This window comes from Pseudomonas sp. SWI36 (assembly GCF_002948105.1).
GTDB classification, from domain to species: domain Bacteria; phylum Pseudomonadota; class Gammaproteobacteria; order Pseudomonadales; family Pseudomonadaceae; genus Aquipseudomonas; species Aquipseudomonas alloputida.
In genome coordinates this window covers 1,499,234-1,511,183 of record NZ_CP026675.1, presented here as the reverse complement: position 1 = coordinate 1,511,183, position 11,950 = coordinate 1,499,234, and the positions used below count along the sequence as shown (strand labels likewise).

Below are 11,950 nucleotides of genomic sequence, written 5' to 3'. Positions count from 1 at the left end.
TCTCCTTCTCTGCTATCAGCTAGGTATCTGGACGGGTGGTGTACTACTTATTAGCCTGAGGCCATTGATCTATTAGGCCTGCATGGTTTATCAGGCATGCTTGCTTGCGATCTGGTCAGGCGAGGTGGGGCCAGCTTGGAGGGGCGTCGAGTGCTGGAGTGCGGCTGGCGGGGCTGCCTCTATTATATAAGTCCTTGATTATACAGGAGTTTTTCGCTTTAAAATCTCGAAGTGTGACAGCGTTTAAGTACACCCAAGTGTGCACCATGCTGGGCAGCTTACTTCGTTAGCTCTTCTGCCGCCATCCCAGCCATGATGTCTTGGCATGCCGATCTGCCAGTTTTTGGGCGGCATCTAGTGCGAACTGAAGCACGGTTGCCGCTTCGGTGAAGGTATCTGGGTCGTTCGTCCCTTGGTAGATATGCCCGCCTTCTGTCACATCTTGTACGACGCTATCGACGTACTGGTAGAAGCTGACTACCAACTGAGCATCCTCTGGTCGTAAGTAGCCCAGCTTTCCGACATTGGCAACATAGACCCGGCAATAGTGCTCAGGAATTCGCACTTGTAAACTGGCTATCGGGCGCTCCCCCTCGGGTAAGGCCCTCAGGGCTTCCGCTATCTCCGTCAAGCCAAGCAGATAGGTCCGTTCCTCGGCAATATTCTTAAGTGCCAGTACTTCGGCCACGATGGCCACGCGTACACTTGTCCGCTCCTGCCACCGCTGCCATAGCCAACCTCCCGCTGCAACGGCTACGGTGATCACCAAACCAGCCGTACTAATAATCTCACCTGCGTCCATTAGTTATCCCAAAGCTCTAATTTTAAAGAAAACTCACTTAGGTTAATTATCTTTACTTATCTTTAGCGACACAGTGTGTGCGACATCATTCTGACTGGTCTGTTCTTGATTTTTGTTTTATACAGGCCTCAATGAATTGGTTGCCAAGTTGTGTGGTCGTCACATAGCGGCGAATAATTTCAGCTCTCTTGCCAGGTTCGGTGTTGATGTTGCCTTTAATTTTCAATATTATAGGATCGCTCTCTAGTTCGTCGTAAAAGCCTTCCGCTGTAATAGAGTAGCCATCTGGTATGTGCATGAGTCCTAGTCTGCAGAAGTTGTCTAGGTACGCTGGAGTTGACTTGGGGCTAGGTAGTCCGCATTTCTTCCATAGATGAGAGTAGTTTATGACTCGGTCGTTTCCATCGTTGGTTTCAATGATTTCTGCTTTCAGGTTAATAATTGGATGGGCTCTTTGAGAGATGAATAGGTTTAGGATCTTTGCTTCGGTTGGAGTGAGCTGTTTTATGATTTCGACAAAGGCTGGATGAGCTTCTTCGGCAGTCGATCTATCCATCGCGGATGCTAGAAGATTTGCATACATATCACTAAGTGATTCTTCGTGCCCGGTATATCGTAGGGCCTCCATTGCTGGTCCGGCAACATTTGGCTTGGGCGTAACGATGTCTTCTGGTGGTATTGTCGAGAGGCGTTCTGTTACTTTTCCAGATATAAAAGCTGCAAATTGATCGTAGCCCCAAACCAAGGCGGCAACTGGGGCTAGTGCGACGTTTACAGTTTTAGCAACGGTGCCTAAGGCTTTTCCTATCTCTTTTGCAGCTGGCTGTGCAATATCCTGATAGATGGGTACAGTCTGGACCAATGTGGTAACGGCTTCGACCACATCCCTTGTCTTGTTTTCACCGGCTGAGTCGTTTTCGTGCTCACTCATTTCAGTACCATCTTCGCGTTTTCTAAGATCGTGCCATAGTTTTGTGGAGTAGTTCAATTTCTTAGAAGCATCAATCAGGCTGAGAGCGTCTTGGGAAAACTCATGGCGGCTTCCCATGTTAGAACCATAGCATTCGCGATCAGGGAAGTGTTAGGCGCTTGGTAGCTTCACCCCGTTGAGGAATGATAGTTCCAGCTGGGTGTTGCCAGAATCATAGCAGGGCAGGCCTTAGGGCTCGTAGCCTTGGTACTTCTTGATCATCGCTGGGCTTTCCGGGATCAAGGCTTCATTAGACTCTATACGCATATCCAGCCAGAACAGCGCTATTGCGTTCACCAAGTCGCAGAGCAGGTCTACAGTAATCTGCATGCTGTCTAGGTGCAGTGAAGTTAGTAGAGAACCCCCAGTCTGCACAGCTTCAAGCATTGCCTGTAGCCATAATTCGGGGTATCGCGCCTGTAGCTTGTCCGCTGAATCCCCCGCACGCATGCCGACATGCGTTCCCCAACAGGTGGAGCTTGTCGAGGCGCCTATACGACTCAAACCCTTCAATCGGTAAGCCGCGTATTTTGCTAAACAGTTCGTTGAGCGTGGGCGCCTTGGGCGAGAAGCCCCAGCTGGCTTTTTTGATTACCTCACCCGCCCTTGGGCAATTGCAAAGGTAGTCGCGTAGCTGCTGCTCCCAAAGCGACTGGATACCTAAGCACAGCGCCATACTGGTCTTTGTGATCAGTTGGCGGTGGTCATGGAGATGGAAAGCGGCAAGCACTTGATCTTCCTGTGCCGCAATTTCGGCCAGCTGTATCCGCGGTTGTCGTCCAATCGGCGTTTCGCTTTGCCCGAGCCTAGGCGCTTGTGGATGCGTGACGCAGTTACGGGATTGGTTTCAACCAACCCGGAATCGACGGTGAACGCCATCACCGAAGACAGTCGTTCCAGCAGCAAGCGAGTGGATGAAGTGGCCAGCGGCTTGACCTTGTCATCAGTAGGGTGGATCAAGTTCGCAGCGAACGCATGGATATCTGCGAGCTGAGTTGAGGCGATTGGCTTGTCGCCCATGTCCGTGATGAACCGATTAACGGCACGGCTGTAGTCCACCGCATGGCGCCGCGAGACGTAATCAGACCTACCAGACATGGAGATGGACTGGACGTAGCGGGTGAGGTCTTCTGAAAGCCGTATAGAGCCTTCTTTTAGTGCGGGGATTAAAGGCGTAGGAAGGTTTTGCCTTACCGTTTCTGCCTTATGGGGCTCAACGTACAGGCCCTGGCGGGCATCATTGAACAACCTTTCCGACTCTGCATAAGCATGGGCAAATGCAGCCTTTGCTTGCTGGTGGTCTCGGGTATTTAACGAGCGACGTATCTCAGTCTTACCGATGATTTGCCTGAGGTCATCAGGCACCCTGCGACGTAGGTAATAAATGCCCGAGTCGGGGTGCCTGAAGGGTTGAGCTATCAGTGCCATGTGTACCAGCCTTGTGAATCAGTGGGCTGGGAAAGGGCATCGCTTACGTGGTTATCAGGCGGTCTGATTGGCTGCTTTCGTGACCTGGATGTCGCCCTTTTCCCGCACCCAGAAAAGCGTAGCCCCGGCCACCGCCGCCGGCATCATCAGCACGTTCACCCCCGGAATCATCAGCGCCAGGTAGGTGATGCCGCCAAAGCCCAGGCTTTGCCAGCGCTTCTGGCGCAGCCAGGCGAGCATGTCCTGCCAGCTCATCTTGTTGTTGTCTGCCGGGTAGTCGATGTACTGGATGGCCATCATCCACACGCCAAAGATCAGCCACAGCGGCGCAGCCACCACGTTGACCACCGGGATCAGCGACAGGACGAACAGGCCGATGGCGCGTGGCAGGAAGTAGCCCAGCTTGCGCATTTCGCGGCTGAAGGTGCGCGGTACCATGGCTGCCAGCTCGCCCCAGCTGAAGGCTGGGAAGGTGTCTTCGCCACGCACTACCACCTCGACCTTTTCCGCCAGGAAGCCATTGAACGGCGCGGCAATGATATTGGCCACCAGGGTGAAGGTGAAGAACACCATCAGCACCAGCAAGGCAACGAACAGCGGCCAGAGGATGTAGCTGAGGAAGCTCAGCCAGTCAGGCAGCGTGGGCATCAGGGCATCGAGCCACAGGCCGAACTGGTGGCCGGCGAAGTAGATCAGGCCACCGAACAGCAACAGGTTGACCGCCAGTGGCAGCAGCACGAACAACCGCAGGTTGGGGCTCAGCACCAGTTTCAGGCCTTCGCGCAAGTATTGGGGGCCAGAGAGGACAGGGGCTTGCATCTAGATACTCCGCAGAGAAGGAAAACGCGCTGACCTTACCGAGTTTGCCGCGCCGACGAAAGGCACGCAGTGGGCGGGAAACGGGATGTAACAAAAGCGCCCGGCGCGTGTTTATCGATGAAATCGCAGCATAGGCGATGCCTATGAGGTGGATTGTCTAAGGATATTTCCTTAATCTTTGCGACCTCGCTACAGTGCGCTCAACTTTTCGCTTTGCGGGCCTGCGCGTTTTAGCCTTCCCCAAGTGCTGCGTGGGTCCTTTTTAATTTCTTGGCTGGCGCAGCCGGTACACCGATGCCGGCCCTGCGGCCCGCTCGACAGGAGTTCGACATGTCTGAAGTACGTCATTCGCGCGTCATCATTCTCGGTTCCGGCCCAGCCGGTTACAGCGCTGCGGTGTATGCCGCCCGTGCCAACCTCAAGCCGCTGCTGATCACCGGTATGCAGGCGGGTGGCCAGCTGACCACCACCACCGAAGTCGACAACTGGCCGGGCGACCCCCACGGCCTGACCGGCCCGGCTCTGATGCAGCGTATGCAAGAGCACGCCGAGCGTTTTGAAACCGAAATCGTCTTCGACCACATCAACGCTGTCGACCTGGCCAACAAGCCGTTCACCCTGCAGGGTGACAGCGGCAAGTACACCTGTGATGCGCTGATCATCGCCACTGGCGCCAGCGCTCGCTACCTGGGCCTGCCGTCGGAAGAAACCTTCATGGGCAAGGGTGTTTCGGCCTGTGCCACCTGTGACGGTTTCTTCTACCGCAACAAGCCGGTCGCCGTGGTCGGTGGTGGTAACACTGCCGTGGAAGAGGCACTGTACCTGGCCAACATCGCCAGCAAAGTGACCCTGGTACACCGTCGTGAAACCTTCCGCGCCGAGAAGATCCTGGTCGACAAGCTGAACGCCCGTGTGGCCGAAGGCAAGATCGAGCTCAAGCTCAACGCCACCCTGGACGAAGTGCTGGGTGACAACATGGGCGTAACCGGTGCGCGCCTGAAGAACAACGACGGCAGCAGCGACGAAATCAAGGTCGACGGTGTGTTCATCGCCATTGGCCACACCCCGAACACTTCGCTGTTCGAAGGTCAGCTGACCCTGAAAGACGGCTACCTGGTAGTCAATGGCGGCCGCGAAGGCAACGCCACCGCTACCAACGTCGAGGGTGTGTTTGCCGCTGGCGACGTGGCTGACCACGTTTACCGCCAGGCCATCACTTCGGCCGGTGCGGGTTGCATGGCAGCGCTGGATGTCGAGCGCTACCTGGACGGTTTGGCCAACGCCTCGTTCTGATCTGAGAAAAAGGGGTGCAAAGCGACCCCAATAAAAAACCGGCCAAGCGCCGGTTTTTTATTGCCTGCAATCAGCTCACAGGCTCAGTCGCATCGACAGGTCCACCGCTTTCACATCCTTGGTCATGGCACCAATCGAGATGTAGTCCACCCCTGTTTCGGCGATCACCCGCAGGGTCGTTTCGTTGACCCCGCCGCTGGCTTCAAGTTTGGCTTTGCCCGCGGTAATGCGCACGGCTTCGCGCATTTCGTCCAGGTTCAGCTCGTCGAGCATGATGATGTCCGCGCCAGCGGCCAGCGCCTGGCGCAGTTCGTCCAGGCTTTCGACCTCGATTTCCACCGGCTTGCCCGGCGCAATGCGGTGCGCTGCGGCCACAGCCTCGGCTACGCCGCCGCTGGCGGCGATGTGGTTTTCCTTGATCAGGAAGGCGTCGTACAGGCCTATGCGGTGGTTGTCGCACCCACCGCAGGTCACTGCGTATTTTTGCGCCAGGCGCAGGCCCGGCAGGGTTTTGCGGGTGTCCAGCAGGCGCACCTGGGTGCCGGCTACCAGGTCGGCGAGAAAGCGCGCACGGGTGGCGACCCCTGACAGCAGCTGCAGGAAGTTCAGTGCGCTGCGCTCACCACTGAGCAGCGAACGGGCCGGGCCTTCCAGGTGGAACAACGGCTGATTGGCAGTGGCCTGCTCACCGTCGGCCACCTGCCAGTGCACTGCAACGCGCGGGTCGAGCTGGCGGAATACGGCATCGACCCAGGCGGTACCGGCGACCACGCAGTTTTCACGGGTGATGATGGTCGCCTTGGCCAGGCGCTCGGCCGGGATCAGTTGCGCGGTGATATCGCCACTGCCGATGTCCTCCAACAGCGCGCGGCGCACGTTGGCTTCAATTTCAGCGGTCAGGTCGGCAAGGCGTAGGTTCGGCATGGTCGGCTCCACAAGCTAGGTGCCCGCGATTATAGGGCAGGGGGCCGATGTGTACAGCAGCCTTGGCGCTGACCTTTGGTCGGGCGTCGTGAGTAATCGGAGCAGATCAGGGTCATTAGCCAGCCAGCGAAACGGCGCTGGTAGCTATGCGATTTTTTACCGATAATGGCGACTAGTATTTGGCGTCATAGCTTTGACGATTTTTCAGCCCTTTCGGGCAAGACACCCTGCAAGGAGTCCAGGATGCAAAAAGAAGGCAAGGTGGTGCCCTTGGCGGCAACCATCGACCGAGGGGGGCGTACGCCTCATCCTTGCCTTCCGGTCTTGTTGCTGCAGGTGCGCGACAAGGCCGCGTTGCAGTTGCGTCAGGGCCTGCAGGACTTGTTCGACAATGCCGATGACACGCTCTTCGAAATGGCCGACAAGGCCTTCGACCGCGGTGACCAGAACCTGTACTTCGAAGCCATGCGTGACCTGCGCCTGAAGCGCAAGAGCATCGAGCGTGGTTTTTTGGATACGTTCCATGATGCTTTCCTCCGAGCCGGCCAAGTCGACTTGCTGGCAAACCTGGCCCAGCCGGGCAAGCCGCGCAGCAAGGCTCAAATGGAACGGGCCGCCGCCATCGAGGGCATGGTGGCGCGGGTGCTGTCACGCGATGGCGTTGCCCTGCAGCAACTGGGTCTGCGCCTGCAGGCATTGCTCGACCGCCCCCTGTACGAGCAGCACAACCCATTGGGGCCAGCCGCGCTGTGTCGTTACTTCCTCGACGCCGGGCGTAATCTGGGCGTTGGCCTGCGGGTCAAGCTGGTGCTGCTGAAGCTGTTCGAGCGTTATGTACTGCGCGATGTCGATGTGATCTATGGCGAAGCCAACCAGTTGCTGGCCGCTGCCGGCGTACTGCCCGAGCTGCAACCGGCGCCGCGCCGGCGTGCCGAAGACCGGCGCATGCGTGCGCGGCCCAGGCCGGCGAACCTTGGCCAGGAGGAGGGGGCGGACGCCGCAGGGCAGGCGTTGTTTGCCTCGTTGCAGGCACTGCTGGCGCCGGTGCGCGGGCAGTTCGCTCCGCGCTTGCAAGCGGTGGCTGCCGCCCAGCCGATCAGTACCGCCGACCTGCTCCGGCTACTGTCGCATTTGCAGCGCTATGTGCCCGCCACGTACGAGGCCGATGACTTCGAGCTTGGCCAGCAGCTTGAGCAACTGCTGTTGCGGGTCAGCGTGCGCAGCGGTACGCGTCGGCGCCTTCACGTGGCTGACGAAGACATGATCAACCTGGTTGGCCTGCTGTTCGCGTTCATCCACAACGATGACAACCTGCCGACCAGCCTGCGGGCGCTGATTGCGCGCCTTCATATTCCCCTGCTCAAGGTGGCATTACTGGACAAGGGGCTGTTCAGCCGGAGTAGCCACCCGGCGCGCCGTTTGCTCAACGAAATCGCCGGCGCCGCGATTGGCTGGGAGTGCGGCAGCGAGTGCCAGCGTGACAGCTTGCACATGCGGGTAGAGCGTATCGTCCAGCGCTTGCTCAATGATTTTGCCGACGATGCCAGCCTGTTCGCCGAGTTGCTCGACGACTTCCTGGCATTCAATCAGGACGAACGGCGACGTAACGAGTTGCTGGAGCAACGCACTCGCGACGCCGAAGAAGGCCGTGCCCGGGCAATGCAGGCCAGGCAGCAGGTGCAGCACGTGCTCAACCAGCGCCTGCGCGGCCGGGTATTGCCGCAGGTGGTGGTGCAAATGCTGGTGCAGGCCTGGAGCCAGGTACTGCTGTTGGCTTGGCTGAAACAGGGCGAGGCCTCACAGGCCTGGCGCGACGCAGTGCAGACGATGGACATGCTGCTGGCCAGCATCACGCCGCCACATGAGCCGCAAGCCTTGCTGCAGCAGGTGCCAGGCCTGCTCAAGGCGCTGCGCGATGGCCTGGCCAGCGTAGCCCTGGACGCGGTGGCGACCCGCGAGTTCTTCCTGCAACTGGAACAGTTGCACCTGCGCGCCTGCGCAGGTAAAGAGGCGCTGCCGAGCGGGGAGGGCCAATCCCTGGGCGATGTGCGGGTGGCCCAAGAGATTGTGCTGACGATTGCCGAAGAACCCGCCTGCGTGCCCCTGCACGCTGCCGAGGGGCAGGCTGCAGCGCTGCGCCAGGCGCAACGCCTGCGCATCGGCACCTGGGTCGAGGTGCTCGACGAGGATGAGCCACTGCGCTGCAAGCTGGTCGCGCGCATCGACAGCAGTGACAGGCTGGTGTTCGCCAACCGCACCGGCATGAAAGTGCGCGAGTGGAGCAGTGCCAGCCTGGCCCAGGCACTGCAACGGCACGAAGTGCGCGTGCTGGATGATCGCCTGTTGTTCGAACGGGCGCTGGAGGCGGTACTTGAAAGCTTGCGGCAAGGGCTGGCGCAATAGGTCGACGCATTACAATCATTCACATGCACACGGCGTTGGCCGCAGGGCATACTGTGGGCATGTTCACGGCGTTTTTCAGGATCTGCCCATGCAATTGGACCGTGCCACTGGCTGGTTCCACGGAATCGGAATCACCCACTGCCCCTCGCCGAACTTCAATGCGCGCCCCGAAGGCGAATCGATTTCCCTGCTGGTGATCCACAACATCAGCCTGCCCCCGGCCTGTTTCGGCACGGGCAAGGTGCAGCAATTCTTCCAGAACCGCCTGGCCCCTGATGAACACCCGTATTTTGCCAGCATCAACCACCTGACCGTGTCGGCGCACCTGTTCGTCGAGCGTGACGGCGCGGTGACGCAGTTCGTGTCGCTGCATGACCGTGCCTGGCATGCGGGTGTGTCGAGCTTTGACGGGCGCGAAGGCTGTAACGACTTTTCCATCGGCATCGAACTGGAAGGCACCGACGACCTGCCCTATACCGATGCCCAGTATGCGGTGCTGGAACAACTCACCCGGCACATCCGCAGTGCCTGGCCAGCCATCGACCTGAACCGCATTCAGGGCCACAGCGACATTGCCCCGCAGCGCAAGACCGACCCCGGCCCGGCCTTCGACTGGTCGCGCTACCGCCAGGCGCTGCAGCACAACGAGGACAAGGCATGAGTTTTCTGGTGTTGTTGCTGGCGCTGTGGGTCGAGAAGTTTTCGGCCCTGCGCCATCAGGTGCAGCGTGACGGGTTCTTTATTGGCGAACTGGTGCGTCTGGAACGCAACGGCAAGGTGCACCCATGGTGGACGTTGGCCATCCTGGTGTTGGCGCCGGTAGCGCTGCTGGTGTTGCTGCTGCATGTGCTGGAGCCGGTGGCCTATGGTCTGCTGGCGTTGCCGGTGCACCTGCTGGTGCTGATCTACAGCCTGGGCCGCGGCGATGCCAAGGCATCGCTTGGGGCGTTTCGTGATGCCTGGCGGCGGGGGGACGATCAGGCGGCGCTGCACGCGGCCGAGCGCGACCTGGGCCTGGTGGCCGATGAACCGCACAGCTTGCTGGTGCGGGTGCAGGGTAACTTGCTGTGGCAGGTGTACCAGGGCTTTTTTGCGGTGATCTTCTGGTATTTCGTACTGGGCCCTGGCGCTGCGCTGGCTTATCGATTGTTGGCGCTGTGTAGTGAGCACAGCAAGCAGCCGGCTTTGAAGGCGCGTGCCGAGCAGTTGCGGCACATCATGGACTGGTTGCCGGTGCGGGCGCTGGCGTTGAGCTTTGCCCTGGTGGGCAACTTCCTCGCGGTGACACGGGTGATGCTGCACGAGGTGCTCAACTGGCACATCAGCGCCGGGCACCTGGTGGCTCGGGTGGGGCGGATTGCCGATGACATTCCCGAGGAAGAGGACAGCCAGCGTGGGTTGGGGCGGCTGGACAGCCTGTGGGAATTGCTGTTGCGCTGTGCAGTGCTGTGGTATGCCGGGTTTGCGCTGTGGACCGTGCTGGTCTGATTCCGCGCCACTCGCATCCCGCGGTAATCCCGTTCACCCGAGTTTCACCAGCCAAACAACGTGCAAGCATTGCGGGTGCTGGCCTGTGCCAGCACCTCGACATCCAGCTCCATCACGTGCGCCAGCGCCGTGGCAATTTCCGGCAGATGCTCCGGGCTGTTGCGTACCCCCGGGTACATCGCCGGTGCCATGTCCGGTGCATCAGTCTCCAGCACCACACTGTCCAGTGGCAGCCGCGCCAGAGTCTTGCGCAGCCGCAGCGCCTGCGGCCAGGTACCCGCACCGCCCAACCCAAGCAGGAAGCCCAGCTTGATGTACTCGCGGGCCTCTTCGTAGCTGCCGGCAAACGCATGAATCACCCCCGCCCGCGCTGGCTTGTAGCGCTTGAGTGTGGCAATCACCTGGGCATGGCTGCGGCGCACGTGCAGCAGGGCCGGTAGTTCGAAGTCGCAAGCCATCTGCAGTTGCGCTTCGAACAGCGCCTGCTGGCGGGTCTTGTCAAGGTCTGCGAGGTAATAGTCCAGGCCAAACTCACCTACGGCACATAGCCGCGGGTTGTCGCGCAGGCGCTCCAGCCACTCGCGCAACTGCACCAGGTGCTCAGGGCGATGCTGGTCGAGGTAGACCGGGTGCAGGCCAAGCGCGGCGAACAGGCGCGGCTCGGCGCAGGCCAGCTCCCACACGCGCTGGAAATTCGCCTGGTACACCCCCAGCACCACCATCCGCTCCAGCCCACGGGCCGCCGCGTTGGCCAGCAGGCGCGGACGGTCGGCGTCGAAGTCGGGGAAGTCCAGGTGGGTGTGGGTGTCGATCAGGCGCATGTTCAGGCCGCTGAGATGCGTTGCTTGAAGGTGCGGCCAACGGCGTGCACGCCGGGTTCATAGCGTTTTTCCTCGATTGCGGCCAGTGCCAGTTCAAGCGCAGTGGCGGCAATCTGGCCATGCTGCTGGGCCATGGCATTGACCGGCAGCGGCAGGAAGTCGAGCAACTGGTTGTCGCCAAAGGTGCCCAGCTGCAGTTGGCGCGAGTCGACCGGGCGCGCCTGGAGGGTGTCGAACACGCCCTGCAACAGCACGTACGAAGTGGTCACCAGAGCATCCGGCAGGCCCCCCAGGTCGTCGATCAGTTGCTGCATCAGGCGTTGGCCGCACTCACGGCTGAACGCTTCGCCCTGATAGCGGCGCACTTCGCCGGTATAGCCTTGCAGGGCTTCGTCGAATCCGCCGGCACGCGCCTGGCTAACCGACAGCTCGGGGCGCGCGCCTATCAGGGCGATGCTGCGTGGGGCCGAGCTGAGCAGGCTGGCGGCCAGCTGGCGGCTGGCATCGCGGTCGTCGCTGATCACCGAGCAGAAGTGTGCGGGGTCCAGGCGGCGGTCGATGGCAATCACCGGCAGGCCTTTGTCCTGCAGCTCGCGGTAGCTGTCATCTTCTGGCGGCAGGCAGCTGGCAACGAACAGCGCGTCGCATCGGCGCGCACGGAACAGTTGCTGCAGTTGGCGCTCGCTGTCTGGCTGGTCATCGCTGCTGGCAATCAGCAGCTGGTAGCCGCGGGCGCGTGCGCCTTGCTCCAGTTGCTTGGCAATGCGGGCGTAGCTGGGGTTCTCCAGATCCGGGAGAATGAAACCCAGGGTGCGGGTATGCCGGCTGCGCAGCCCAGCAGCCTGCGGGTTGGGGGTGAAGCCGTGGGCTTCGACCACCGCGCGTACCCGCTCGACAGTACTGTTACTGATGCGCTGCTGTTCAGCCTTGCCATTGATGACGTAGCTGGCAGTGGTCACGGACACACCGGCCAGACGGGCGATATCGCTGAGTTTCACCGAA

General features: G+C 60.1%; 12 protein-coding genes. 4 read left to right on the top strand and 8 right to left on the bottom strand.

The window, feature by feature from the left end; all coding sequences use genetic code 11:
- Positions 1-286 precede the first annotated feature (286 nt).
- The 5 genes from C4Q27_RS07320 to cysZ form a co-directional block, all read right to left on the bottom strand.
- Positions 287-697, bottom strand: coding sequence for a hypothetical protein (locus tag C4Q27_RS07320; protein WP_158666127.1), 411 nt, complete (start codon positions 695-697; stop codon positions 287-289).
- Positions 698-887: 190 nt separating this feature from the next.
- Positions 888-1,850: a DUF4393 domain-containing protein gene (locus C4Q27_RS07315; protein WP_218277911.1), complete on the bottom strand. Its 963-nt coding sequence runs from the start codon at positions 1,848-1,850 to the stop codon at positions 888-890.
- Positions 1,851-1,961: 111 nt separating this feature from the next.
- Positions 1,962-2,102, bottom strand: a complete 141-nt coding sequence (locus tag C4Q27_RS29285; RefSeq protein ID WP_158666126.1) for a hypothetical protein — start codon at positions 2,100-2,102, stop codon at positions 1,962-1,964.
- 360 nt (positions 2,103-2,462) lie between these two features.
- Positions 2,463-3,200 carry a DUF6538 domain-containing protein gene (locus C4Q27_RS07305; protein WP_104886679.1) on the bottom strand — a complete coding sequence of 246 codons (738 nt, stop codon included), beginning with the start codon at positions 3,198-3,200 and terminating at the stop codon, positions 2,463-2,465.
- 54 nt (positions 3,201-3,254) lie between these two features.
- A complete protein-coding gene (cysZ, locus tag C4Q27_RS07300; protein WP_104886678.1) occupies positions 3,255-4,019 on the bottom strand; it encodes a sulfate transporter CysZ in 765 nt (254 codons plus the stop codon).
- Between the two features lie 330 nt (positions 4,020-4,349).
- Here cysZ and trxB point away from each other — a divergent pair, with 330 nt between their 5' ends.
- The gene (trxB, locus tag C4Q27_RS07295; RefSeq protein ID WP_003247318.1) at positions 4,350-5,312 is read left to right on the top strand and encodes a thioredoxin-disulfide reductase; all 963 of its coding nucleotides are present in this window, start codon (positions 4,350-4,352) and stop codon (positions 5,310-5,312) included.
- Between the two features lie 75 nt (positions 5,313-5,387).
- Here the strand turns inward: trxB and nadC are convergent, their stop codons facing one another.
- Positions 5,388-6,236 (bottom strand): carboxylating nicotinate-nucleotide diphosphorylase, encoded by an 849-nt coding sequence (gene nadC / locus C4Q27_RS07290; protein WP_064492563.1) that lies wholly within the window; start codon positions 6,234-6,236, stop codon positions 5,388-5,390.
- A gap of 243 nt (positions 6,237-6,479) precedes the next feature.
- Here nadC and C4Q27_RS07285 point away from each other — a divergent pair, with 243 nt between their 5' ends.
- The 3 genes from C4Q27_RS07285 to ampE all read left to right on the top strand — a co-directional run bounded on the left by C4Q27_RS07285 (position 6,480) and on the right by ampE (position 10,127).
- Positions 6,480-8,639, top strand: a complete 2,160-nt coding sequence (locus C4Q27_RS07285; protein ID WP_104886677.1) for a DUF1631 domain-containing protein — start codon at positions 6,480-6,482, stop codon at positions 8,637-8,639.
- Between the two features lie 88 nt (positions 8,640-8,727).
- Positions 8,728-9,300, top strand: coding sequence for a 1,6-anhydro-N-acetylmuramyl-L-alanine amidase AmpD (ampD, locus tag C4Q27_RS07280; RefSeq protein WP_104886676.1), 573 nt, complete (start codon positions 8,728-8,730; stop codon positions 9,298-9,300).
- On the top strand, positions 9,297-10,127 hold the full coding sequence (gene ampE, locus C4Q27_RS07275) for a regulatory signaling modulator protein AmpE (protein WP_010952026.1): 831 nt from the start codon (positions 9,297-9,299) through the stop codon (positions 10,125-10,127). Before ampD ends, ampE begins: the two co-directional genes overlap by 4 nt.
- Before the next feature lie 44 nt (positions 10,128-10,171).
- Here the strand turns inward: ampE and C4Q27_RS07270 are convergent, their stop codons facing one another.
- Both C4Q27_RS07270 and cra read right to left on the bottom strand, forming a co-directional pair.
- Positions 10,172-10,948, bottom strand: coding sequence for a TatD family hydrolase (locus tag C4Q27_RS07270; RefSeq protein WP_003247313.1), 777 nt, complete (start codon positions 10,946-10,948; stop codon positions 10,172-10,174).
- A gap of 2 nt (positions 10,949-10,950) precedes the next feature.
- Positions 10,951-11,946, bottom strand: coding sequence for a catabolite repressor/activator (gene cra, locus C4Q27_RS07265; protein WP_003247312.1), 996 nt, complete (start codon positions 11,944-11,946; stop codon positions 10,951-10,953).
- Positions 11,947-11,950 lie beyond the last annotated feature (4 nt).

Coding starts and splice junctions, on each gene's coding strand:
- C4Q27_RS07315 (WP_218277911.1), bottom strand. CDS start 1,850: ATGGGAAGCCGCCATGAGTTTTCCCAAGACGCTCTCAGCCTGATTGAT.
- C4Q27_RS29285 (WP_158666126.1), bottom strand. CDS start 2,102: ATGCAGATTACTGTAGACCTGCTCTGCGACTTGGTGAACGCAATAGCG.
- C4Q27_RS07305 (WP_104886679.1), bottom strand. CDS start 3,200: ATGGCACTGATAGCTCAACCCTTCAGGCACCCCGACTCGGGCATTTAT.
- cysZ (WP_104886678.1), bottom strand. CDS start 4,019: ATGCAAGCCCCTGTCCTCTCTGGCCCCCAATACTTGCGCGAAGGCCTG.
- trxB (WP_003247318.1), top strand. CDS start 4,350: ATGTCTGAAGTACGTCATTCGCGCGTCATCATTCTCGGTTCCGGCCCA.
- nadC (WP_064492563.1), bottom strand. CDS start 6,236: ATGCCGAACCTACGCCTTGCCGACCTGACCGCTGAAATTGAAGCCAAC.
- C4Q27_RS07285 (WP_104886677.1), top strand. CDS start 6,480: ATGCAAAAAGAAGGCAAGGTGGTGCCCTTGGCGGCAACCATCGACCGA.
- ampD (WP_104886676.1), top strand. CDS start 8,728: ATGCAATTGGACCGTGCCACTGGCTGGTTCCACGGAATCGGAATCACC.
- ampE (WP_010952026.1), top strand. CDS start 9,297: ATGAGTTTTCTGGTGTTGTTGCTGGCGCTGTGGGTCGAGAAGTTTTCG.
- C4Q27_RS07270 (WP_003247313.1), bottom strand. CDS start 10,948: ATGCGCCTGATCGACACCCACACCCACCTGGACTTCCCCGACTTCGAC.